21 protein-coding genes are annotated in these 22,274 nt (G+C 70.2%); 10 read left to right on the top strand and 11 right to left on the bottom strand.

Annotated elements, in window-relative coordinates; all coding sequences use genetic code 11:
• Nucleotides 1-96 precede the first annotated feature (96 nt).
• A complete protein-coding gene (locus ACWEPG_RS23180; RefSeq protein ID WP_450117197.1) occupies nucleotides 97-1,392 on the bottom strand; it encodes a TrpB-like pyridoxal phosphate-dependent enzyme in 1,296 nt (431 codons plus the stop codon).
• A 125-nt stretch (nucleotides 1,393-1,517) separates the two neighbouring features.
• On the opposite strand from ACWEPG_RS23180, the gene ACWEPG_RS23175 reads away from it, so the two are divergent.
• Nucleotides 1,518-3,302, top strand: a complete 1,785-nt coding sequence (locus ACWEPG_RS23175; RefSeq protein WP_450132556.1) for a DEAD/DEAH box helicase — start codon at nucleotides 1,518-1,520, stop codon at nucleotides 3,300-3,302.
• A 23-nt stretch (nucleotides 3,303-3,325) separates the two neighbouring features.
• On the opposite strand, the gene ACWEPG_RS23170 is transcribed toward ACWEPG_RS23175, so the two are convergent.
• Nucleotides 3,326-6,187: an AfsR/SARP family transcriptional regulator gene (locus ACWEPG_RS23170; protein ID WP_452595437.1), complete on the bottom strand. Its 2,862-nt coding sequence runs from the start codon at nucleotides 6,185-6,187 to the stop codon at nucleotides 3,326-3,328.
• A gap of 148 nt (nucleotides 6,188-6,335) precedes the next feature.
• Between ACWEPG_RS23170 and ACWEPG_RS23165 the strand changes: the two genes are divergently transcribed.
• The 4 genes from ACWEPG_RS23165 (at nucleotide 6,336) to ACWEPG_RS23150 (ending at nucleotide 10,780) form a co-directional block, all read left to right on the top strand.
• Nucleotides 6,336-6,491: a putative ATP-grasp target RiPP gene (locus ACWEPG_RS23165; RefSeq protein WP_345344306.1), complete on the top strand. Its 156-nt coding sequence runs from the start codon at nucleotides 6,336-6,338 to the stop codon at nucleotides 6,489-6,491.
• 79 nt (nucleotides 6,492-6,570) lie between these two features.
• Complete coding sequence (locus ACWEPG_RS23160; protein ID WP_450117261.1) at nucleotides 6,571-7,590, top strand: MvdC/MvdD family ATP grasp protein; 1,020 nt, start codon at nucleotides 6,571-6,573, stop codon at nucleotides 7,588-7,590.
• Nucleotides 7,587-8,636: a TIGR04500 family putative peptide maturation system protein gene (locus ACWEPG_RS23155; RefSeq protein WP_452595436.1), complete on the top strand. Its 1,050-nt coding sequence runs from the start codon at nucleotides 7,587-7,589 to the stop codon at nucleotides 8,634-8,636. The genes ACWEPG_RS23160 and ACWEPG_RS23155 overlap by 4 nt, the downstream gene beginning before the upstream one ends.
• Complete coding sequence (locus ACWEPG_RS23150; RefSeq protein WP_452595435.1) at nucleotides 8,633-10,780, top strand: peptidase domain-containing ABC transporter; 2,148 nt, start codon at nucleotides 8,633-8,635, stop codon at nucleotides 10,778-10,780. Before ACWEPG_RS23155 ends, ACWEPG_RS23150 begins: the two co-directional genes overlap by 4 nt.
• A 113-nt stretch (nucleotides 10,781-10,893) precedes the next feature.
• On the opposite strand, the gene ACWEPG_RS23145 is transcribed toward ACWEPG_RS23150, so the two are convergent.
• The 8 genes from ACWEPG_RS23145 to ACWEPG_RS23110 form a co-directional block, all read right to left on the bottom strand.
• On the bottom strand, nucleotides 10,894-11,385 hold the full coding sequence (locus tag ACWEPG_RS23145; protein WP_450117172.1) for a hypothetical protein: 492 nt from the start codon (nucleotides 11,383-11,385) through the stop codon (nucleotides 10,894-10,896).
• 31 nt (nucleotides 11,386-11,416) lie between these two features.
• Nucleotides 11,417-12,028, bottom strand: a complete 612-nt coding sequence (locus ACWEPG_RS23140) for a hypothetical protein (RefSeq protein WP_450117171.1) — start codon at nucleotides 12,026-12,028, stop codon at nucleotides 11,417-11,419.
• Nucleotides 12,025-12,642, bottom strand: a complete 618-nt coding sequence (locus ACWEPG_RS23135) for a hypothetical protein (RefSeq protein WP_452595434.1) — start codon at nucleotides 12,640-12,642, stop codon at nucleotides 12,025-12,027. The genes ACWEPG_RS23140 and ACWEPG_RS23135 overlap by 4 nt, the downstream gene beginning before the upstream one ends.
• A complete protein-coding gene (locus ACWEPG_RS23130) occupies nucleotides 12,639-13,394 on the bottom strand; it encodes an ABC transporter ATP-binding protein (protein ID WP_450117169.1) in 756 nt (251 codons plus the stop codon). Before ACWEPG_RS23130 ends, ACWEPG_RS23135 begins: the two co-directional genes overlap by 4 nt.
• Nucleotides 13,387-14,463, bottom strand: a complete 1,077-nt coding sequence (locus ACWEPG_RS23125; protein WP_452595433.1) for a FecCD family ABC transporter permease — start codon at nucleotides 14,461-14,463, stop codon at nucleotides 13,387-13,389. Before ACWEPG_RS23125 ends, ACWEPG_RS23130 begins: the two co-directional genes overlap by 8 nt.
• Nucleotides 14,444-15,517: an ABC transporter substrate-binding protein gene (locus tag ACWEPG_RS23120; protein WP_452595432.1), complete on the bottom strand. Its 1,074-nt coding sequence runs from the start codon at nucleotides 15,515-15,517 to the stop codon at nucleotides 14,444-14,446. The genes ACWEPG_RS23125 and ACWEPG_RS23120 overlap by 20 nt, the downstream gene beginning before the upstream one ends.
• A gap of 175 nt (nucleotides 15,518-15,692) precedes the next feature.
• Complete coding sequence (locus ACWEPG_RS23115; protein WP_450117166.1) at nucleotides 15,693-16,445, bottom strand: IclR family transcriptional regulator; 753 nt, start codon at nucleotides 16,443-16,445, stop codon at nucleotides 15,693-15,695.
• Nucleotides 16,442-17,965, bottom strand: a complete 1,524-nt coding sequence (locus tag ACWEPG_RS23110; protein ID WP_452595431.1) for an APC family permease — start codon at nucleotides 17,963-17,965, stop codon at nucleotides 16,442-16,444. The genes ACWEPG_RS23115 and ACWEPG_RS23110 overlap by 4 nt, the downstream gene beginning before the upstream one ends.
• Nucleotides 17,966-18,231: 266 nt before the next feature.
• Between ACWEPG_RS23110 and ACWEPG_RS23105 the strand changes: the two genes are divergently transcribed.
• From ACWEPG_RS23105 to tatA, 3 genes are read left to right on the top strand one after another with little or no spacing between them, the layout of a single operon-like run.
• A complete protein-coding gene (locus ACWEPG_RS23105) occupies nucleotides 18,232-19,815 on the top strand; it encodes a flavin monoamine oxidase family protein (RefSeq protein WP_452595430.1) in 1,584 nt (527 codons plus the stop codon).
• A 30-nt stretch (nucleotides 19,816-19,845) separates the two neighbouring features.
• Nucleotides 19,846-20,514 carry a Rid family hydrolase gene (locus ACWEPG_RS23100; protein WP_450117163.1) on the top strand — a complete coding sequence of 223 codons (669 nt, stop codon included), beginning with the start codon at nucleotides 19,846-19,848 and terminating at the stop codon, nucleotides 20,512-20,514.
• Complete coding sequence (gene tatA / locus ACWEPG_RS23095) at nucleotides 20,514-20,759, top strand: Sec-independent protein translocase subunit TatA (RefSeq protein ID WP_450117162.1); 246 nt, start codon at nucleotides 20,514-20,516, stop codon at nucleotides 20,757-20,759. Before ACWEPG_RS23100 ends, tatA begins: the two co-directional genes overlap by 1 nt.
• A gap of 23 nt (nucleotides 20,760-20,782) precedes the next feature.
• On the opposite strand, the gene ACWEPG_RS23090 is transcribed toward tatA, so the two are convergent.
• The gene (locus tag ACWEPG_RS23090) at nucleotides 20,783-21,298 is read right to left on the bottom strand and encodes a hypothetical protein (protein WP_450117161.1); all 516 of its coding nucleotides are present in this window, start codon (nucleotides 21,296-21,298) and stop codon (nucleotides 20,783-20,785) included.
• Between the two features lie 147 nt (nucleotides 21,299-21,445).
• On the opposite strand from ACWEPG_RS23090, the gene ACWEPG_RS23085 reads away from it, so the two are divergent.
• Nucleotides 21,446-21,919, top strand: a complete 474-nt coding sequence (locus tag ACWEPG_RS23085) for an SRPBCC family protein (protein ID WP_450117160.1) — start codon at nucleotides 21,446-21,448, stop codon at nucleotides 21,917-21,919.
• Nucleotides 21,916-22,236, top strand: coding sequence for an ArsR/SmtB family transcription factor (locus ACWEPG_RS23080; RefSeq protein ID WP_450117159.1), 321 nt, complete (start codon nucleotides 21,916-21,918; stop codon nucleotides 22,234-22,236). The genes ACWEPG_RS23085 and ACWEPG_RS23080 overlap by 4 nt, the downstream gene beginning before the upstream one ends.
• The last annotated feature ends 38 nt before the right edge of the window (nucleotides 22,237-22,274 follow it).

Genomic DNA, 22,274 nt, shown 5'->3' with positions numbered 1-22,274 from the left:
GCGGTTCCTAGACAGCTCCACTTCACAACCGGAGGCTTTCACCTGTCAGCTCGACTCACCGGACAGAGTCCGGACCAACCTCCCTGGACATCACATCTAGGACATGTCGCCCACGGTGGAGACGAGGTTGCCCTGCATGAACTCGTGATAGGCGGGCAGGTCGAGCATGCCGTGCCCGGACAGGCCGATCACCAGCACCTCCGGCTCCGTCAGCTTCTTCGCGTACTCGGCGCAGGCCGCGATCGCGTGGGAGGACTCGGGCGCGGGCACGATGCCCTCGGCCCTGGCGAACTGCACGCCCGCCGCGAACGACTCGGTCTGGTCGACTGCCTGGCCGGTGACGTAACCGAGCTCGACGGTGTGGCTGAGCAGCGGCGCCATGCCGTGGTAGCGCAGGCCGCCGGCGTGGATCGGGTCCGGCACGAAGTCCTGGCCGAGGGTGTGCATCTTCAGCAGCGGCGTCAGGCCGGCGACGTCGCCGTGGTCGTACCGGTACTCGCCCTTGGTGATCGACGGGCACGCCGCCGGCTCCACGGCCATGACCCGGGTCTTCGCCCGGCCGTGCAGCACCTCGCGGATGAACGGGAACGCCAGGCCGGCCAGGTTGGAACCGCCACCGGCGCAACCGAACACGACGTCGGCGTTCTCCTCGCCCGCGGCGCGCAGCTGCTCGACCGCTTCGAGCCCGATGACCGTCTGGTGCAGCACCACGTGGTTGAGGACGCTGCCGAGGGCGTACCGCGCGTTCGGGTCGCCGGCGGCCACTTCCACGGCCTCGGAGACCGCGATGCCCAGGCTGCCGGGGGTGTCGGGGTGCTCGGCGAGGATCTTGCGACCGGACTCGGTCAGCGTGGACGGGCTGGCGTGCACGGTGCCACCGTAGGTCTCCATCAGGAACCGGCGGTACGGCTTCGAGTCGTACGACGCGCGGACCTGCCACACCTCGAGGTCGATGCCGAACTTCGCGCACGCGAACGACAGCGCGGAGCCCCACTGGCCGGCGCCGGTCTCGGTGGTGATCTTGGTGACGCCGTCCTGCGCGTTGTAGTACGCCTGCGCGACCGCGGTGTTGGTCTTGTGGCTGCCGACCGGGCTGACGCCCTCGTACTTGACGTAGATGCGGGCCGGGGTGCCCAGTGCCTTCTCGAACTCGCGCGCCCGGATCAGCGGCGCAGGCCGCCACGTCTTGTAGACCTCGCGGATCGGCTCGGGGATCTCGATGTACTGCTCGGTCGACGCTTCCTGGGCGATCAGCCCGGACGCGAACAGCGACTCCAGGTCGGCGGGGGTGACCGGCTCCTTCGTTCCCGGGTGCAGATGCGGTGGCGGCGGCACCGGCAGGTCGGCGGCGATGTTGTACCAGTGGGTGGGGATCGGCGTCGGCTCGGACACGGGCGCTCCTGGTGTCGAAAGGCAGTTTCTGCCCCGCATTGTGCCCGCGTTGGTGATCAGGGTTACGCCGGGTGGGCGACTGCGGGTCGGCGACGGGGTGGGTGAGACGGTAAACTCCTGGTGAAATGAGTGACACCGAGCAGAACCCCGAGCCGGAAAACGACAGCACCACATTTGCCGACCTCGGCATCGACGATCGGGTGCTGCGGGCACTGACCGACGTCGGGTACGAGTCGCCCTCGCCGATCCAGGCCGCGACCATCCCGCCTCTGATGGCCGGCAGCGACGTGGTCGGTCTCGCCCAGACCGGCACCGGCAAGACCGCGGCCTTCGCGGTGCCGATCCTCTCCCGCATCGACCCCGAGCAGAAGCGTCCGCAGGCGCTGGTGCTGGCGCCGACCCGCGAGCTCGCGCTGCAGGTGGCCGAGGCCTTCGGCAAGTACTCCGCGCACATCCCCGGACTGCACGTGCTGCCGATCTACGGCGGCCAGTCCTACGGGGTGCAGCTGTCCGGGCTGCGGCGCGGCGCACAGATCATCGTGGGCACGCCCGGTCGCGTCATCGACCACCTGGAGAAGGGCACCCTCGACCTCTCGCACCTGGACTACCTGGTGCTCGACGAGGCCGACGAGATGCTCAAGATGGGCTTCCAGGAGGACGTCGAGAAGATCCTCTCGGAGACCCCCGAGTACAAGCAGGTCGCGCTGTTCTCGGCGACCATGCCGACGGCGATCCGCAAGATCTCCAAGCAGTACCTGCACGATCCGGTCGAGATCACCGTCAAGGGCAAGACCTCGACGGCCACGAACATCACCCAGCGCTGGGTGCAGGTTGCGCATCAGCGCAAGCTCGACGCGCTCACCCGCATTCTCGAGGTCGAGTCGTTCGAGGCGATGATCATCTTCGTCCGCACCAAGCAGGCCACCGAGGATCTCGCGGAACGCCTTCGGGCACGGGGTTTCTCGGCCGCCGCGATCAACGGCGACATCGTGCAGGCCCAGCGCGAGCGGACCATCGGTCAGCTCAAGTCCGGTGCCCTCGACATCCTTGTCGCGACCGACGTCGCCGCGCGCGGACTGGACGTGGAACGCATCTCACACGTCGTCAACTACGACATCCCGCACGACACCGAGTCGTATGTGCACCGCATCGGCCGCACCGGCCGGGCCGGTCGCTCCGGCGACGCGCTGCTGTTCGTCGCGCCGCGCGAGCGGCACCTGCTCAAGGCGATCGAGCGCGCGACCCGGCAGCCGCTGACCGAGATCCAGTTGCCGACCGTCGAGGACGTCAACGCGCAGCGCGTCTCGAAGTTCGGTGACTCGATCACCGAGTCGTTGAGCTCCGACAACATCGCCCTGTTCCGGCGGCTGATCGAGGACTACGAACGCGAGCACGACGTGCCGCTCGCCGACATCGCCGCCGCTCTCGCCGTGCAGTCCCGCGACGGCGAGGCGTTCCTGATGGCGCCCGAGCCGCCGGCACCGCCGCGCAAGGAGCGCGAACCGCGCGAGCGGCCGCCGCGCCGCTTCGACGAAGGCCCGAAGGTCGGGCGCAACGGGCAGGAGATGGCCACCTACCGGATCGCCGTCGGCAAGCGTCACCGGGTGGTCCCGGGCGCCATCGTCGGCGCCATCGCCAACGAGGGCGGCCTGCGCCGCAGCGACTTCGGGCACATCAGCATCCGCCCGGACCACAGCCTCGTCGAGCTGCCCGCGGACCTGGCGAACGAGACCCTCGAAGCGCTGCGTGCGACCCGGATCTCCGGTGTCCTGATCCAGCTCACCCCCGACCAGGGCCCGCCCGGGCAACGCCCGCAGGAGCGGGGCCGGCGGAGCGACCAGGGCGGTCAGCGCGACGGCAAGTCCGGCAAGGGCAAGTTCGACAAGAAGCCCAAGCGCGACCGGTACTGACGGCCTCGCCGTCGCCTGCACGCCTACACGGGTGCGGGCGAGGCGAGGGCGGACACCCCGGCCCGGCCCAACGCCGCGCCCTGTCGCGATCCGGACTCGAGTGCCGCCGGGGACAGCCCGGCGCGCACCTCGGCGTCGTACCCGGCGAGGTCGATCGGGTCCATCGCCGCGGGGCGGTAGCCGATCGCCGCACCGTGTCGGTCGACGGCGCCGGTGAGGACCGCGGCCGTGTGGTGGTCCCCACGGCGGAAGGCCGCGTACGCCGACGTCGCCAGCCCGACCAGCCACGAGGTGACGTCCGCGTTGTCGTCACACACCCGGATCATCCGGGTCAGCTTCTCCTCGGCGGGTCCACCCCAACGGCCCTGGGCGAGATCCACTTTCGCGCCGATCCACAGTGAGGACGCCTCGCACCAGCCGTACCCGCACCGCTGCGCCGTGGCGGCCGCCTCCTCCAGGTGTGCCGCCGCGGACTCGAGATCGCCGGCCCGGAAATCCGCCGTCCCCAAACACATCAACGCCTCGGCGGTGGTGAACAGCCGCTCGGCGCGGGTACCGAAGTCGAGCGATGCCCGGGCGTGGGTGCGGGCCTGTTCGATCAGTCCGGATCCCGCCTCGAAGAACGCGAGTGTGGTTTCGGCGTCTGCGCGGCTGACGGGATCGGTGACCTCGGCGGCCAGTTCGGCGAGCAGCCCGAACGCCGTGAACAGTCCCGGAAGGTCGCCGGCGAGGTAGTGGATGACGGTCGCCCCGGCCACCGCCCTGGCCCGTACCGGCAGTGACCCCGACGCCGCGATCCCCGACGCCACGGCGGGGGACAGCCAGCTGATCGCCTCGGCGACGTGGCCCCCTCGGTACCAGTACCAGTACACGCCCCCCGCGATCCGCAGGTACGTGTCGAGGTCGCCGGTGTTCGCCTCCAGTGCGGCCCGGACATTCGGGATCTCGAGGTCGAGGCGGCGCATCCAGCGCGAGCTGTCCGACCCGCGCAGACCGAGGAACGCGTCCTCGGCGAGATCGCAGATCCACCGGGTGTGGCTGCGCCGCAGCCGTGCGGTCAGGTCCGGCTCGCGCACTCGCGCGGCGTACCCGCGCATCGTCTCAAGCATGCGGTAGCGGCGCGGGTCGCCGCCGACGACGGACACCAGCGACTTGTCCACCAGCGACCCGAGATCGGCGAGCAGTCCCGCTTGGTCGACGACGGCACGCGCGGAGTCGAGGTCGAATCCGCCTTCGAACACCCCGAGGGACTGGAACAGCCGCTGCTCGGATTCGGTGAGTGTCTGGTACGACCATTCGACCGCGGCGAGCATCGTGGTGTGCCGGGCGTTGGTCCGCGGTCCGCCGCGCAGCAGTGCGAACCGGTCGTCGACGTGATCGATCAGTTGTCGGACCGACAGCGTCCGGCACTGCGCAGCGGCGAGTTCGATTGCCAGCGGCATCCCGTCGAGCTCGGAGCACAGCCGGAGCAGCAGTTCGCGTTCCTCGGGATCGGGGTGGAACTCGCCGAGCTGCCCGGCCGCCCGTTCGATGAACAGCTGTACCCCCTCCAGGTCGGACATCGGGGGAACCTCGTAGACGTATTCGCCTGCGGCGGAGAGTGCTTCGCGGCTGGTGGCGAGGACCCGCACAGAAGGACAACGGGTCAGGATCGCGGTCACGACCTCGGCGACCGAGTCGACGACCTGCTCGCAGTTGTCGAGAACCAGCAGTAGTTCTCGCCCACGGAGCACGTCGGCGATTCCGTCGACGCCGCCCGAGACGGTCAGCCCCAGTGCGGTTGCCAGGGCGTCGGCGACCTGACCGCCGTCCCTGGCGCCGGCCAACTCCACGAGCCACGGTCCGTCGACGTCGGTGCGGGCACGTGCGGCCTCGAGCGCGAGCCGGGTCTTGCCCATGCCGCCGGCACCGGTGAGGGTGACGAGGCGGTGCGTTCGGAGCAACGCCCCGAGGTCGGTCAGCGGATCGCTCCGACCCACCAACGGGGTCAGTGCGAGGGGAATGTTGCGCGCGAACGGATCCGGTGCGGCGGCGGGCTCCGCTGCGGCCTCGGCCACCTCCGGTGTGGCGGGCGCCGAGTCCGGGTCGCTCGGTGTCAACGCGTCGTCGTGCGCGAGGATCGCCGCCTGCAGCGCCAGCAGGCTCGGCCGGGGATCGGTGCCGAGTTCGTCGGCGAGGATTTCGCGGGCCCGGCGCAGCGCGTCGAGGGCGTCGCCCGGTCGGCCGGCCAGATAGTGTGCCCGCGCCGACAACTCCCACGCGCGTTCGCGGAGCGGGTGCAGTCGGGTGAACGCGTCGAGGCGCGCGGCGGCCGTCCCGTGTTCGCCGAGTGCGAGCGCGGCCTCCATTCGATCCTCGACGACGTCGAGGCGCAGGGCGTCGAGGCGACGGGCCTCGACCGCCACCGACTCCGACTCGGGGACGTCCGCGTAGGCGTCGCCACGCCAGTGATCCAGTGCGGCGTCGAGGGTGTCGGCCGCCGCGGCGGCGTCACCGGCGGCGAGGAGTCGGGCACCCGCCTCGGCGAGGACGGTGAACTGCTGCCAGTCGGTGGCGTCGGGTTCGAGGGCGTAGCCGTTGCCGGTCCGGGTCAGCACTCGGGAGCGGGCGCCGGGCCGGTGCGGATCGAGGATCTTGCGTATCCGTGCCACATAGCCCTGCAGGGTCAGTTTCGCGGTGCGGGGCGGAGTGTCACCCCACAGGTCGTCGATCAGCGCGTCGTCGGACACGCTCTCCCCGGCCGCGACGGCCAGACGCGCGAGCAGCGCCCGCGGCACCGGGCCGCCCACCGACAAATCCGAATCGCCGACAAGCACCTGGACCGGCCCGAGAACCTGCAGGTAGACGGACGTCGGTGGGGGCGTGGGCGCGGTCGGTCCAGGCATGACCCTCAGCATAAGCGGGCCGGCCTACCAGTGATTTGCCAGCGTGGTGCAAGTCGAGCGCAGCCGGGCGCAGGTCGTCTCCAACCGGGTCCGGGCACCGTTTCCGGTGTCGGACGGTCCGACACGAAAGTGACGAGGAGTCATGAACATGCGCAACACCACCATCACCGAGATCCCCGCGGCCGGCGCCGAGCTGAACGAGGCGCAGCTGGCCTCCGTCGCGGGCGGCATGCGCGACCGCGGGCGCTCCAGCAAGGTGATCGACGTCGTGGACGGCTGGACGGGAACCGACGCCGACTTCTGATCGGTTCGCGGAAGTAGCGGGGCGTCGCCGATCCGGCGACGCCCCGCGCTCGATGACATCACTGCCACAGGAGGGATCCATGACCCCAGCGCATGTGCTGGTGCTGACCCAGCCGGGTGACACCCACGCGGCCGCCGTCGTCCGTCACCTGCACGCCGCCGGTGCGGAGGTGACCGTGTTCGACCCCGCCGAGTTCCCCGCGGCGGCAACGCTGTCGCTGGCGGTGACGTCGACGGGGCGGGTGCGCCGGACGCTCACCCGGGGCCCGGACCGTGTCGATCTCGACGCGGTGGACGCGGTGTGGTTCCGCAGGCCGGGCGATCCCGTGGCACACGGGGAGACAACCGACCCGGCGATCAAGGAGTATGTCGAGCAGGAGTGTGAGGTGTTCGCGGCGGCACTGTGGGACGACCTCGATGCGCTCGCCGTGCCGGGGACCCGTGCCGACATCCGTTCCGCCGGACGCAAACAGACCCAACTGCGCCTCGCCGGCCGGCTCGGCTTCGAGCTTCCACCGACCCTCGTCACCACCGATCCGGACGCGTTTCTCGACTTCTGGGACGCGCACGAGGGCCGCGTGATCACCAAGCCCCTGCAACGGTCCTGGCTGGTGCGCGGCGACGAGAGCTACGCGCGGATGGCGGAGCCGGCGACCACGACCGACGTTGCCGCCGCCGACGCGGTTCGCCTGTGTCCGATGATTGTTCAGGCATACGTCCCGAAGCGGGTCGAGCTGCGCGTGACGGTGGTCGGAACCGAGGTGTTCGCCGCCGAGATCCACAGTCAGGACGCCAACCACACCCGGCTGGACTGGCGGTGCTACGACCCGTCGACGACCCGGTACGGGGTGCACACCCTGCCCGAGGACATCCGCAGACGGTGCGTGCTGCTCGTCGCCGAACTCGGATTGCGCTACGGCGCAATCGACCTGATCCTCACACCCGCCGGACACTACGTGTTCCTCGAGATCAATCCCTCCGGACAGTGGCTGTGGATCGAGGACGCCACCGGACTGCCCATCTGCGCCTCGATTGCGGATCTGCTGCGATCAGGCGCCGACCGCGACCTGCCACGACGACACATCGGAGCCCTGCCGTGACCGCACCGACCCCGTCCCTGCTCGACTCCGCGCTGACCGTGCTCCGCTCTCTCGGCCCGGACGATGCGGACCGGCGCGCGGACCGCGCGCTGGACCCACTGCGCGCCGAGCACCCGCGGAGCCGGATGCGGCTGCTCCGGCACCGCGAGGCCGTCGACGAGTCCGTCGGCTACGGGCTGCTGATCACCGAGCCCGGGGTGGGCACGACCTCCTTGTCCTGGACCCCGGCCACCGCGGTGCCCTGGTCGCTGCGCGGTGCGCAGCGCACCGCCGAGTCGATGCTGTTGCGGGTCAACGGCGAACCACTCGCGATCGAGGAGGCCATGGCGTACCTGGACGTGATGTGGGAGCGGACGGAGCTACTGGACCGGTTGATCACGGTGTGCCTGGTGCGGCAGGAACTGGCGGAGAATCCGATCCGGCCGGGCGCGGCGGAGTTGCAGCACGCGATGGACGCGTTCCGGAGGGCGCGCGGTCTGTTGACGGTGCCGGACACCGAGGAGTGGATGCGGGAGCGGGCCCTCGGTCACGAGGCGTTCGAGGAACTGGTCGCCCAGGAGACCGCGATCGCCGAACTCAAGCGGCGCATCCTCGCCGAGCGTGGCCCGGATCCCGCCGTCCTCGACCGCCTCCGGGGGGTCAGGGTGCGGTTCGTGGAGCGCGGCGACGCGGATGCCTTCGTGACCCTGGTGCGCACGCGCGTGGATGCGGACGGCGCGGATGCGGCCGGGGTGTTCGCGGCGGCGGCCGCCGCCTTCGCTGGGGCGGCGACGGTGCGTGGAGCCGAGTTCGTGGAGGTCGCGGCGGCCGATCTGGGCCACGCCGCACCGGGAACCGTCCTCGGGCCGGTCGAATCCGAATCGGGCTGGGAGGTGACGCAGGTGCTCGCGGCGTTCCCGGCGGCTCCGGGGCCGGAGACGGATCGGCTGCTCGCCGACGCCGCGTTCGACGGCTGGATCGCCGAGCGACGGCGGGACGCGCGAATCGAGTGGTTCTGGGGTGCGGCGGACAAGACCCCCACCGCGGGTGTGGCGGCCCCGCGGTGACCGTGCCGGTCGTCACCCAGGACGGGCTCGCGGACTGCGGAGCCGCCTGCCTGGCGATGATCCTCGGTCACTTCGGGCATCGGTGTGGCGCAGCGGAGGTCGCCGACGAGGTGGGTGCCGGCCGGGACGGCCTCACCGCGCTCGCGCTGGTCCAGGCGGCCCGGGGGTACGGGCTCGAGGCACGGGGACTGGGTGTCCCGGCCGAGGGGGTGCTGAGTGGGCAGGTGCGTCTGCCTGCCGTGGCGCACTGGGGTGGAAACCATTTCGTCGTCGTCGAGTCGGTCGGCCCACGTGGGGTGCGCGTGGTCGATCCCGCGGCCGGCCGCCGACGGCTCGCCGGTGCCGACTTCGCTGCGGGCTACTCGGGGGTCGTACTCGAATTCGGCAGGGGAACAGTCGAACAGCGACCTCGACCTCCGCGAGGTCCGGGCCGCGCGCTGGTCGCGGGGATGCTGCGCCGCGGTCGAGGGCTCCTCGTCGGTGTGGTGCTCGCGTCGATCGTCGTGCAGGCCGTCGGGATGGCATTGCCGGTGGCCTCGGGGGTCCTGGTCGACCGGGTGATCCCCGACCGGGACCGGGCGCTGTGGTGGGCGGTGACGGCGGTGGTCGGGGCCGCCGTCACCGCCCACCTGGTGACGGGCCTCGTGCGCAGTGCACTGCTGGTGCGGCTGCGCACCGACGTGGACCGGGATCTGACCACGGCCGTGGTCGAGCGGCTGATGCGGCTGCCGTTCGGCTACTTCACCCGGCGGGGGACCGGTGACGTGGTTCAGCGCATCGCGTCCGGGGCGGCGCTGCGCGAACTGCTCACCGGTTCGGTGCTGGCCGCGTTGCTGGACGCGCCGCTCGCCGTCGGGTATCTCGTGGTGCTGCTGTGGTGGTCCCCGCTGATGGCGGCCGGACTGGCCGTGTTCGCGCTCGCGCAGGTCGCGTTGTTGGCCGCCACGGCCGGCCGGGTGTCGACGGCGGGTCACCGGGAACTCGCCTCCGCCGCCGCGGCCGAGGGGTTGCTCATCGAGGCGGTCGGTGGGATCGAGTCGGTGAAGGCATCAGGCGCCGAGCGGGCCGTGACCGCGCGGTGGGCCCGACTGTTCGAGACTGCGGTGACCGATGCCGCGGCGAGCGCGGGCCTGCAGGGCCGGCTGGACGCGGCACTGCAGACGATCCGGATCGCCGCCCCTACCGTCCTGGTCGCGGTTGGCGCGGTACAGGTGATGAACGGTGGCCGTTCACTCGGAGAAATGATCGCGCTCAACGGGATCGCGGTCGCGGCCCTCGTGCCGATCGGCTCGCTGGTCGGCACCCTGCAGCGGCTGCAGGTGGTCGGGGCACACCTGCGGCGGCTCGGTGACGTGCTCGGGTCCCGGGAGGAACAGCAGGATGTCCCGGTGACGCCCGCGCCCGCGTTGAGCGGGGCGATCAGCGTGCGTGGGCTCGGATTCCGGTACGACCCACGGTCTTCCTGGGTCGTGCGTGGCCTGGACCTCGACATACCGGCCGGTGCCACGGTCGCGCTGGTCGGGCGCTCCGGGTCCGGGAAGAGCACCGTCGCGCGGCTGCTGCTCGGACTGGTCCCGCCGACCGAGGGCACCATCCGTTTCGACGGGATCGACGCAGCCGCACTCGAGGTGCGCTCGCTGCGCTCGCAGTTCGGTGTCGTCACCCAGGACTGTCCGCTGCTGAGCGGCAGCATCGCCGACAACGTCGCCCTGTGCCGGCCGGGGGCGAGCCGCGACGAGATCGCGGCCGCCGCGAGGCTCGCCTGCCTCGACACCGAGATCGAGGCCATGCCGATGGGATACGACACCATGCTGCGGGACGGCGGGGGTCTGTCCGGTGGTCAGCGGCAGCGCCTCGCCATCGCCCGCGCGGTGCTGCCCCGGCCGCGGGTACTGCTGCTGGACGAGGCGACGAGCGCCCTCGATTCGATGACCGAGGCCGCAGTCACGACGAACCTGGGCGGGCAGCGTCAGACCCGCATCGTGATCGCCCATCGGCTCAGCACGATCCGAGACGCGGATCTGATCGTCGTGCTCGACGGCGGGCGGATCGCGGAACTGGGTCGGCACGAGGACCTGCTCGATGCCGGGGGAGCCTATGCCGACCTCGTCCGCGGCCAGGCGGGGGCCGCGCTCCGGTCCTGATTGCGGAGTCATCCCCGTAGGTGCTCGATGACGGGCGCGAGGGTACGCAGGTAGGGCTCGTGGACCGTGAAGTGGGTGAATCCGAAGCGGTCCCGGGGCGGGTGGCGATCAGGTCACGGGATCACTTCGTAGACCTCGCCGACCGGCCGCGCGAGCAGGCGATCCGTCATCTCCTGCTTGAGCACGGTCAGGTGGGCATCCTCCTCGGCGGTGCGGTCGGGCTTGGCGCCGAGCGCGATGAACTCGTCGGTGACCAGTCCGTCGTCGCGCAACTGCAGGGTGACGGTGCGGTCACCGTGGGTGAACTCCCACACGTACCGCGCCAGCGTGGTGCCACGCTCGGGCTTCGCGAGGTCGGGGTCGACCACGAAGCGATCACCGGTGACGGCGCGCAACGCCATCTCGATCGCGTCGCGGCCCCCCGGACCGGGAAACGCGGTGCGGACGGTCACCTCCCGTCGCTCCACGTCGCCGAGCAGGGAGACGGCGTGCAGCATCGCGCAGTAGGCGTGCGCGACACCACCCGGGAATCCGGTGCCGTGGTACTTCATCAGGTCGGCAAAGGACAGTTCGACGGGGGTTCCCGCCTCGTACACGGTCAGCATCCGAGCTTCTCTCTCATCTTCTCGTCGCACGTCATTTCCTGGTGGCCCAGTGCAGCGACGAGTACAGCAATTGCGTTGCGCCGGGCATGAACCCGGAGCCGTGGTGGTAGACGGGGTCCATCGTCGTGACGAGCAGCCGGCCGGGCGTGCTCGCCTCGTCGACGTACAGGATCGACCCGTCCCGGTCGCCGTCGACGGTGTGCAGGTCCACCAGGCTGACCGCGCCCGCCGGCGGTTCGAGAACCCCGTGGTAGTGCCAGATCACCGATCGATCCGAGAAGAACTGCCAGGCTGGGTGATCCGGATTCAGCTTGTGCAGCCGATGGTCCTCGCCGGTGCGCCACCACCAGAAGATGGTGGGGCGCGGCTGTTCGCATGCTCCGTCGAGCCAGTCGCCGATGTGGTTCTCGCCGAAGACGATCACCGTCGCACCGCGATCGAGGCAGGCCGCGATCGCACCGGACCAGGCAGCGAGCAGATCCGGGCGAAGGCGGTCGGCGACGACGAGAACGTCCACATCCGCAACGGATTTGGGGTGATCGGTGCGGACGTGGACGGGCCGGATCCGGTACGGCGCGAGCGCGGGGTCGGCGAGGGTGGCGAGATGGGAGTGGCTGCCGCCGTGCAGCATCGCGATGGTCACAGGCCCTCCAGCCAGTCCAGGATCTGTGTCCGCAGCGCCGCGGTACCGTGGTGGGCGCCGGCGAACTGCAGCAGGTCGTTGCCTCCGTGCACCAGTACCCGTCCGGCGCCGAGGGGATAGTCGTAGTCGATCGGGGCGGCGGTCCGCCCGATGGTGTGGACCACTCGTGCGTCCTCGGGCAGGCCGAGGTAGCAGCCGCGACCGTAGAAGCCGGCGACCCCGATCCGCTCGAGTTCGTCGAACGGCACCGGGCCGGGTGTTCCCGTGTTGTACAGCAACGACTTCGGATCGATTCCCTCCCACACCGGGTGCGCGCTCACCCGGGTGAGTGTGAGGTCGGCGGGGGAACGGAAGTCCAGCTTGCGCCAGCGCGTGAGCCCGTCGAGGAAGACCCGCTGGACGTGCCCGTTGACGAGAACCCGACCGCCTCCGGTGACGAACGCGGTGAGCAGATCCCGGTGCTCGGCGAGAAACTCCTGGTCCACGTCGCCGGTGAGGTAGACCCCACCGATCTCGTCCGAGAGTGCGTCGGGAAGGTCGTAGACGTCGACCTCCCGGAAGCCGTCGACGAGTTCTCCGTCGCGCGGGGCCATCACCGCCTTGAGTGCCGTCATGCCACTCCCTTCCCGAAGTCCGGAACCGTCAACCGTCTCGTCGCACTGGGTGTGTCGACGTCGGCGGTGACGATGGGGACGCCGTACATCTCGCTGAGCAGATCTCCGGTGAGCAGTTCGCGGGTGGCGCCGACACGTTGATCGTCGCCCGACACCATCAGCATGGACCGTTCCGCGATGTGCAGGGCGTGATCCGGATGGTGGGTGGTCATCACCACGGACATCCCCTCGTCGGCCAGGGTCCGCAGCACCGTCAGGACCCGGGCCTGGTTACGCAGGTCCAGGGCGGACGCGGGCTCGTCGAGGACGATGGTGTCGCACTCGGACACCAGTGCTCGCGCGATGAGGACGAGTTGCCGCTCACCACCGCTGAGGCCGGTGTAGTCCCGGCCCGCCAGGTGCTGCGCGCCGACCCGGACCAGTGCCTGCTCGGCGGCCTGCCGGTCGGCGGCGGTCGGTGCGCTGTAGATCCGCACCTTGCGTGCCCGTCCCATCAGCACGATGTCCAGGACGCTGAACGAGAACACGACCGAGTGACTCTGGGGCACGTAGCCCACCGGGCCGGTGATCACGACCTCGCCGGACACCGGTTCGTGCAGTCCGGCGAGGCACTTGAGCATGGTGGTCTTGCCGCGCGCGTTCGGTCCGAGCACCGCGAGCACCTCGCCGGCCCGGACCGAGACGGACACGTCGCGGAAGATCCACGGCCGTCGCGGCGAGTAGCGGAACGAGATCGAGCGGGCGTCAAGCATCGGAACCCCACAGTCTGGAGCGGTTCTTGATCAGCAGGCCGACGAAGAAGGGTGCGCCGATGATGGCGGTGAGAATGCCGATCGGGATCTCCGCGGTGGTCAGGGTGCGTGCGAGAGTGTCGATCACGGTGAGATAGATGGCGCCGAGCAGGGCGCTGATGGGCAGCACCCGGCGGTTGTCGGTGCCGACCATCATGCGCACCAGGTGCGGCACCACCAGGCCGACCCAGCCCACCACGCCGGCCACCGCGACCGATCCTGCGGTGATCAGGGCGACGCAGCCGAGCAACAGCGCGCGCAGGCGCTGCGGCCTCAACCCCATTGCGGTGGCGTCCTCGTCGCCCATGGACAGGATGTTCAGACGCCACCGCAGTGCGAGGACGACCACGCCGGCGGACACGATGGGCAGCGCCGCGATCGCCACCTTCCCGTAGGTCGCGGTCGCGAGCGATCCCATCAGCCAGAAGACGATCGACGGCAGCTCGCTGTACGGGTCGGCGATGTAGGTGACGAACGAGACCATCGCCTGGAACATCGCGCCGACGACGGTGCCGCCGAGGATGATCATCAGCAGGGGTGCGCCGGGCACGGCCCGTGCGATCGCGAGCACCAGGACCAACGCGACGACGCCGCCGACGAACGCCCCGCCCACCAGTGCCGCGCCCCCGAGGCCCGCGAGCAGGACCAGTACACCGCCGAACGACGCCCCGGAGGACACGCCGAGCACCTGCGCGCTGGCGAGGGGATTGCGGAACACCGCCTGCATCACCGCGCCGGTGAGGGCGAGACCCGCGCCGATGACGATCGAGAGTAGTACCCGGGGCATTCGGACGTCGAGGACGACCGTGCGCTCCTGGTCGTACCAGGTCTGGTCGATCGGAAAGACCTGCCCGAGAAGCAGTCTGAGGATCTCGTTCGGAGGCACGGTGTACCGGCCGACCGCCAGTGCGCCGATCGCGACTACCAGCAGCACCACGCCGAACGCGAGGATCAGCAGCGTGTTCGAGCCGCGCAGGCGGCGCCGCGGGGGCGCCGCCTGCGCGGTGATGTCAACGGCGGAACTGGTCATAGTTCGCGGCGTCACTGTTCAGGTCGAAGCGCAACACCTTGTCGATCTCGTCCTCGGAGATCTCGTAGGCGAACAGGTCGTCGAAGGCGGCCCGCATGTCCTCGCGCAGTTCACCGGTCCGCTCGCCGGGGTAGAGCACCTGGTGCATCCAGTTCCACATCAGCGGGGACTCGGCGCTCGGCACCTGCCAGCGGTAGCCCCCGAGCGGGGTCTTGTAGACACGCTTGTTCTGGACCGCGCTGACGGTCGCCAGGCGGGGATCGGCGTAGATGTCGGCCGGGGTGCTCTGGTCGAAGCCGCTCAGGAAGATGACCTCGGGATTCCAGGCGAGGATCTGCTCCGGGTTGACCTGGCCCGAGTCGGAGACGAAGCCCTTCGAGACCTGGTCGGCACCCACGAGATCGAACTGGAACCCGTCGTAGCCGGAGTCGGTGGTGGTGCTGAAGGTGTCACCGGTCTTCGACAGGATCATCGCGCGCGGCCGCGCGCCGCCCTGTCCGGCGACCTTCTCCCGCATCTCGCTGATCTCGCTGTGCTGCCAGGCGACGAGTTCCTCGCCGCGTTCGGGCTTGCCCGCGATCTGCGCGAAAAGGGTGATCCAGGACTCGAGGTCCTCCTGGGTGCCGTATTCGAGCCCGACGATGGGGAAGCCCGCGGACTCGATGGGCTTGGTGATGTCGGGGCCGCGGTCGCCCCACTGCACCACGACGTCGGGGTCGAGTTGCAGGAGCGTCTCGACGTTCGGCACGAAGTCGCTGCCCGCGACGACGTCGGAGCTCGTGGAGTTCGGGAACATCGTCGCGAACATGCCGCCCTGGTTCGCCACCAGGGTCGACTGGTTGATGCCGACGATCCGGTCGTAGCTGCGGTCCACCGCCGCGAAGATCGACGGGGCCGGCATCACGGTGAACGCCACCTTGTCGGCGGGCCCGTCGAGCGTGATCGTCTCCCCGCGCTGGTCGACGATCGTCAGCGCCTGGGCGTTGCCGTCCTGCTCGGTGGACTGGGCATCGCGGCTCGAGCAGCCTGCGGTCAGTGCGAGCGCTGTGATCACTCCTGCCGCGGCCCATCGCCGAGGCGTGCGCGACCTGGGCTGCTGCCCTGCTGTCGCCGGATTTCGTGTCATCTGCGCTACCGTCCTGCCTGAGAACCGTCCAAAACGGACTTAGGTTAGCTTTGCCTATCTAACCGGTTCTCGGTGGGGTGCGCGGCGGCGGTCCCGCCGCAGCTCAGGAGGCCGATTGTGCTCCGCGGAGCCGTGAGGCGTACGTACGCAGCAGATCCCAGATCTCGCTGTCGCTTTCGTGAAGTCGCCCGGTGCGCCCGATCGCGGTCAGTGCACCGGTGAGCCGACCGTCGGCCGAGCGGACGGGCACCGCGAGCGCGGTCCGGCCGATGCGGCACTCGTCGACCTCGCTCGCGGCGTCGGCCTCGCGGACCCGGCGCAGTTCCGCTTCGACCTCGGCCGGTTCGGTCTTCGTGCAGTCGGTGACCCGGCGCAGCGGACCCGGAGTGATCAGCTCCGGGCGTTGCACCAGCAGCAGTTTGCCGATCGCCGACGCGTGCAGGTGCGTCGTCCAGGTCGACTCACCGGACAGTTCGTGGTCGGGATCGCGGTCGACGAGCCGAACCCGGCCGCCGCGGTAGGAGGCCAGGTAGATGCCGTGCCGAACCTGGTCCCGCAACTCCTCGAGCACCGGGCCCGGGTCGACGTCCGGTTCCGCGGACGTCTCGGCACCGGCCAGTTCACGGGTGCGCCGGCCGAGGGCGAACCCGGACAGGTCCTCGACCCGTACCAGATAGCCGTCCGCGACCAGGATGTTGAGCAGTCGGTACGCCGTCGCCGGGGGAATTCGGGTCAGTGCCGCCACGTCCCGGGCCGACGCTCCCGAACCGAGCGTCGCGACCGCTTCGAGCAGCGCGAGGGCGCGCTGCACCGCGCGCGGCTCGTGTCCGCCGGGCTCGGTGGCGCGGGCGCTCACCGTCGCACCGCAGTCGGGTGACCGGCCCCGACCAGTGCCATGCTGCCGCGGGCGTTCTCCGCGAACGCCCCGGCCCCTGGGAGCACGTCCGCCGACTCCGGACTGTCGAACACCCCCAGCGCGGCAAGGCTGTTCGGCCGACGGCGCCGCAGGTACCGGTGCCAGGCCGCCGCGAGGACCGGCACCGCGACCGTCGCCGCCAGTGCGCCGAACCGGCCGTCGGCAGCGTGACCGCCCACGATGTATCCCAGCACCGCCACCCCGACCACGGCCGTGACACGGGCCGCCCAGGCGAACGGCGGGGTGAGTTCGCGGATACGGGCGAGGAAGGCGACAGCGGCCACCGCCACCAGGACGTACGCCATCAGGAGCGCGACCCGCAGGCCGACCTTCGCGTCGGTGGGCACACCGCCGAGCGCAGCGAAAACCGGTGCGCCGACGGCGATCGTTGCCACCGCGACCGACAGTGCCGTCCATGGGGTGCGCAGCGCGCGATGTGTGTTGCCCAAAGCCTTCGGTAGCACGCCCTCGACGCCCATCGAGTACAGCAGGCGGGACGCCGCGTTCGACGACGCCATCGCGGACGCCAGCCACGAGCAGCCCATCCCGAGGTGCAGCAGCGCGACGACCAGCGGGCTCGCCCCGGTCGACGTGCCGTGCAGGTATGCGCCGACGAGGGTGTCGGCGTGTCCGCTCCACGCCGCCCAGCCCGCGAACACGAACAGGACCCCGCAGATCGCCGGGGTGGCGAGCACGGTACGGGTGACGGTCACCATCGGCCGGCGAGCCTCGGGACCGATGAACGTCGCGCTCTCGAAGCCGGCGAGCGCGAACAGGATCGTCAGAACGACCGGGAGCAGCGCGGAGCCGGATGTCGTGGCCGGAATCAGTTCGACCTCGCCGGCCGACCCCGACACCAGCATCAGACCGACGATGAACACCAGCGAGCACACCTCGACCACCAGGATCGCGAGCGCCGCGAACCGTACCCCGCGGACCAGCGTCGTCAGGATCGCCGCCGCGATCACCGCGTACACCGCTGCGACCGCGGGACCGCGGATCTCGATGCCGCACTGGGCGGCAACCGCGACGACGGCCTGCCCGCCGTGATAGAGCGTCAGCGCACCGCTGCCCAGGTACTTCACCGCCATGGCGACACCGGTGGTCAGTGCCGCGCGGGCGCCGAGACCCTGGAACACGAACGAGTAGAGGCCCCCGGAGGCGACCATGCGCCGGGTGAACTGTGATGTGCACCAGGCGATCAGCGTGACGAACACGGTGGCGGCCACGATGATCGCGAGACCGGCGAGCGGCGTTCCGTGGGTCAGCAGGGTCACCGGCAGCAACACCATCGACGCGGCCGGCGCCGTCGTCGCGACCGACTGCGCCAGAACCTCGGTGCCGGACAGCTGCCTTCGACCGAGCGCGCGCAGCGGCGAGACCGCGGGACGGTCGGATTCGTCCTGCGCGAACGACCGTGCGATCGCGTCCGCCAGCGCGGGTGTTTCCAGCGCAGTCATGGCACCTCCAGCAGCGGCCGGGGTCGACACCGGCCGCGGCAGACGGTATCCGGGCCGTGTTTCCGCCGCGTTTCCGGTGCGAGTCGGACGCGGTCGAGCCGAATGAGAGAACGCCCTCGCGACCCTCTCACTCGATACTGCGCGAACCGTTGCGCCACCGTAGTCGACGGGAAGCACGGCGATTCCACGATTGCACCCGAACGACGACGCCGGCGAGGCGAGAGTGCGATGGGAGTCATGAAGTGAACGTCACCAGAAGATCTTTCATGCGAGGACTGGGCATGACGGGCGGTGTGGGACTGGCGTACGGCGCCATGTCCACGCTGGGCCTGGCGCCGGCCGCCGCGGCCACCACGACCTCGACCCGGTTCCAGGCGCCCGCGATGGGGGACCTGATCGGCAAGGCTCCCGGCGGGCAGTCCGTCGTCATCCTCGGCGGCGGTCCCGCCGGCCTCTGCGCCGCCTACGAACTCGGCAAGGCCGGCTACAAGGTGACGGTGCTCGAGGCCCGCACCCGCCCCGGTGGCCGCGTGTACTCGGTGCGCGGCGGCACCACCGAGACCGAAATCGGCGGTGAGACACAGAAGTGCACCTTCTCGGAGGGACACTTCTACAACCTCGGCGCGACCCGGATCCCGCAGAGCCACATCACCCTCGACTACTGCCGCGAACTCGGGGTGGAGATCCAGGCGTTCGGGAACCAGAACGCCAACACATTCGTCAACTACGCGAGCGACACCCCGATCTCGGGACAGTCGGTGCAGTATCGGGCGGCCAAGGCCGACACCTTCGGGTACATGTCCGAACTGCTGCACAAGGCGACGTCGATGGGCGCGCTCGACACCGTGCTCACGCCGGACGACAAGGAGGCGCTGTCGTCGTTCCTGAGCGACTTCGGTGACCTGTCCAGCGACGGCCGGTACGTCGGCTCGTCCCGCCGCGGGTACTCGTCCGAGCCCGGCGCCGGACTGAACTTCGGCACCGAGACACAGCCATTCGCGATGACGGATGTGATCCGCAGCGGACTGGGCCGCAACTTCAGCTTCGAGTTCGGCTACGACCAGGCCATGATGATGATGACCCCGGTCGGCGGCATGGACCGGATCTACTACGCCTTCCGCGACAAGATCGGTGAGGACAAGATCCATTTCGGAGCCGAGGTCACGGCGATGAAGAACGTCGCCGACGGCGTCACCGTCGCCTACACGCAGGATGGCGCCCAGAAGTCGATCACCGCGGATTACTGCATCTGCACCGTCCCGCCGAACCTGGTGGGCCGCTTCGAGAACAACCTGCCCGGTGAGGTGCTGGCCGCGTTGACCGCCGCCGTGCCGGTCTCGTCCGGCAAGCTGGGCATCGAGTACACCCGGCGCTGGTGGGAGACCGAGGACCGCATCTACGGCGGTGCGTCGAACACCGACAAGGACATCTCGCAGATCATGTTCCCGTACGACCACTACGGCTCCGATCGCGGCGTGGTCGTCGGCTACTACAGCACCGGCAAGCGGCACCTCGGCTTCGAATCCCTCACGCACAAGCAGCGCCTGGAGAAGGCGGTCGCCGAGGGCATGGCCATCCACGGCGACAAGTACGGACGCGACATCGCCTCCTCGTTCTCCGGTAGCTGGCGGCGCATGAAGCACTCCGAGGGCGCGTGGGTGAGCTGGAAGGGGGCCGGCGACTCGCACGGGGGTGCCGCGACCCCCGAGTACGAGTTGCTGCTCAAGCCCGTCGAGCGCATCTACTTCGCGGGTGACCACCTCTCGAACGCGATCGCCTGGCAGCACGGCGCGTTCACCTCGGCCCGCGACGTCGTCACCGCGCTACACCAGCGTGTCGCCGCGGCCTGACCCGAAACAGACTATTCAGCAGGAGGATTCATGAACTGCACCACTCGCGCCGGCGCGCTCGTCGCCGCCCTCGCCGCGACCGCCCTCACCTTGACGGCCTGCTCGTCGGAGGGCGACTCCGCCACGCCGGCGGAGCCGACCCCGGCGGCGAAGCCGGTCCTCGAGCCGGGACAGGCGAATCCCATGATCGCGCAGGGCGTCACGATCAGCTCCGGCGCAACCGTCTACAAGTCCAGCGGTCTCGGGCCGTCCGCTGCGAACAAGGCCGCGCCCGAGGGCAGCCCGGAGTCGTACATCGACTCGCAGTTCAGCGGCGGCGTGCTGCCGCCGGGGGTGACGGTCACCGAGGCGCAGGGAATCAACGTGCTCAAGAAGATTCGCGAGAACCTCGAGGCGCAGGGACTGACGCTCGCCGACGTGACCACGATGCGGGTGTTCCTCGACAACGCACCGGGAACGGACCGTGCCGACTACGCAGGCTGGAACCGGGCCTACCGTCAGTTCTTCGCGAACACGAACCTCGACACCGGGGACACCGAACTCGTGCCGCTCGGCAGCGCGGAGCCCGCCGCGCCGCTCGAACGCAACGAGGCCCGGCCCAGCCGCTTCGCGCTCGAGGTGGGCAGTCTGCCCGTGGCCGGATGGCTGGTGGAGGTCGAGGTGGACGCGGTGTACCCGACCGACTCGGCGGCCGGCTGATGGGCGCGATGAGCCCGGCGCACTGGGCGATCGTGGCGGTGGTGCTGCTGGTGCTTTTCGGGTCCAAGAAGCTGCCGGAGGCGGCCCGAGGGCTGGGCCGCTCGATGCGGATCCTCAAGACGGAGGTCTCGGAGATGCACGCCGACGAGGCGAGCCCGACGGTGCACGCCGAGCCGAGGGTGCCGGCCGAGCTCGAACCGACCGTGGTGGCCGAGTCGAAGGCGATGGCCGCACCCCGGGTCTGACGAAGGGCGGAGGGAGCGCCGGCTCAGCGCGAGTTGAGCCGGCGCTCTCCGTGCGCGTCCCGGACGGCGTCGACGAACGCGGACTTGCGCGCGTTGTAGCGGGCGCGGAAGTCGTCGCAGTCGTGGACGCCGTCCATCGTGGACTCGGTGACGAACCGGAAGTAGTCGGTCGCGGCGTCGACGACCGGGGCGGGCGCGAGCAGGCGCAGCTCGTTGACCATGCCGTCGAGGTCGACGATGGATCGGGCGAGGGCGCGCAGCTTCGGGTCGTCGGACTCGAGGGCGAGTTCGAGGTCGGCGTCGGCGAGCACGTCGCCGTCGACGTCGACGATGCTGTTGTGCGCGGTGTCGCCTGCGCCGAGGAACCTGATGTAGACCGCCCGGACCTGCGGGTCGGCGGGCGCGGCCGGGGTGGGAGCGGGGGTGTGCCGTCCGCGGCGCACCGCGAAGACGCCGAGCAGCACACCGACGATCAACGACACCGGTACCGCCCACCACGGCGCGGCCTGGGAGCTGAGGGTATCGAGCAGCGAATTCACTTGCCGACCCTAACAATTGGGGTGTCGAATTCCGGTAGCGACATGTTTGCGCGCACCCATGTGCAACTGGTGGGTTGCGCCACGTGCCGAGAAGTGCAACCATTGGGTTGCAATGTTCGAGTGAACCCTCACGGCAGGAGCCACGACATGACGAACACACAGGCAGCCGTCGTCGACGGCGATCGATACACCGTCAGTCGCACCATCGTCGTCAACGCACCCCGCGCCGCGGTCTGGCGTGCGCTGACCGATCCCGAACACATCGCGAAATGGTTCGGTCAGACCGCGCGGATCGACGCGCTCGAGGTCGGGGCCAAGGGGAGCTTCGGCTGGACCGAGCACGGTGAGTTCCCGTTGGTGATCACCGAGGTCGACGAGCCGGCGCACTTCGCCTATCGCTGGGACATGCAGCCCGGCGAGTTCGACTTCGACCGCGCCACCGAGGCCCGCTTCACCCTCGTCGAGGACGGCGATGCCACGGTGCTCACCGTCGTGGAGAGCGGCTTCGACCGGATCAGCGACGACGAGGAGGTCCGGCGCGGTCAGCTCGAGGACAACCGGCAGGGCTGGGACGGCGAACTCGACGAGCTCGCCGCCTACCTGGAAGCGGCGTCGGTGTGACGGTCGATCAGTCACCCACGGCGGTGTTCGCGGTGCTCGCCGACGACACCCGCTGGAGCGTCCTCGAACTGCTCGGGCGCTCCGATCTGTCGGCGTCCGCGCTGGCGGATCGGCTGCCGGTGAGCAGGCAGGCCATCGCGAAGCATCTCGCAGCACTCGAGGCGGCCGGGTTGGTCGAGCGGGTCCCGGTCGGGCGTGAGGTCCGCTACCGCGCGCTCGGGTCGGTGCTCAGCGCGGTCGGCCGCCGCCTCGAGGAGATCGGCGCGCAGTGGGACGCCCGCCTGGCGGAGATCAAACGCATCGCCGAGAACCTGTAGGCGCTACGCACATGTGCGCACTTGTGGTGGCTCCAACC

The sequence above is a fragment of the Rhodococcus sp. NPDC004095 genome (assembly GCF_053604015.1).
Note: the sequence above shows the minus strand (reverse complement) of the source record. Positions and strands in the feature narration are given on the sequence as shown.

What these genes read in the sequence shown, in the direction of transcription:
- ACWEPG_RS23100 (WP_450117163.1), top strand. Translation starts at nt 19,846, where the DNA reads ATGAACTGCACCACTCGCGCCGGCGCGCTCGTCGCCGCCCTCGCCGCG.
- ACWEPG_RS23085 (WP_450117160.1), top strand. Translation starts at nt 21,446, where the DNA reads ATGACGAACACACAGGCAGCCGTCGTCGACGGCGATCGATACACCGTC.
- ACWEPG_RS23105 (WP_452595430.1), top strand. Translation starts at nt 18,232, where the DNA reads ATGCGAGGACTGGGCATGACGGGCGGTGTGGGACTGGCGTACGGCGCC.
- ACWEPG_RS23130 (WP_450117169.1), bottom strand. Translation starts at nt 13,394, where the DNA reads ATGCTTGACGCCCGCTCGATCTCGTTCCGCTACTCGCCGCGACGGCCG.
- ACWEPG_RS23125 (WP_452595433.1), bottom strand. Translation starts at nt 14,463, where the DNA reads ATGACCAGTTCCGCCGTTGACATCACCGCGCAGGCGGCGCCCCCGCGG.
- ACWEPG_RS23175 (WP_450132556.1), top strand. Translation starts at nt 1,518, where the DNA reads ATGAGTGACACCGAGCAGAACCCCGAGCCGGAAAACGACAGCACCACA.
- ACWEPG_RS23145 (WP_450117172.1), bottom strand. Translation starts at nt 11,385, where the DNA reads ATGCTGACCGTGTACGAGGCGGGAACCCCCGTCGAACTGTCCTTTGCC.
- tatA (WP_450117162.1), top strand. Translation starts at nt 20,514, where the DNA reads ATGGGCGCGATGAGCCCGGCGCACTGGGCGATCGTGGCGGTGGTGCTG.
- ACWEPG_RS23165 (WP_345344306.1), top strand. Translation starts at nt 6,336, where the DNA reads ATGCGCAACACCACCATCACCGAGATCCCCGCGGCCGGCGCCGAGCTG.
- ACWEPG_RS23170 (WP_452595437.1), bottom strand. Translation starts at nt 6,187, where the DNA reads ATGCCTGGACCGACCGCGCCCACGCCCCCACCGACGTCCGTCTACCTG.
- ACWEPG_RS23135 (WP_452595434.1), bottom strand. Translation starts at nt 12,642, where the DNA reads ATGACGGCACTCAAGGCGGTGATGGCCCCGCGCGACGGAGAACTCGTC.
- ACWEPG_RS23110 (WP_452595431.1), bottom strand. Translation starts at nt 17,965, where the DNA reads ATGACTGCGCTGGAAACACCCGCGCTGGCGGACGCGATCGCACGGTCG.
- ACWEPG_RS23160 (WP_450117261.1), top strand. Translation starts at nt 6,571, where the DNA reads ATGACCCCAGCGCATGTGCTGGTGCTGACCCAGCCGGGTGACACCCAC.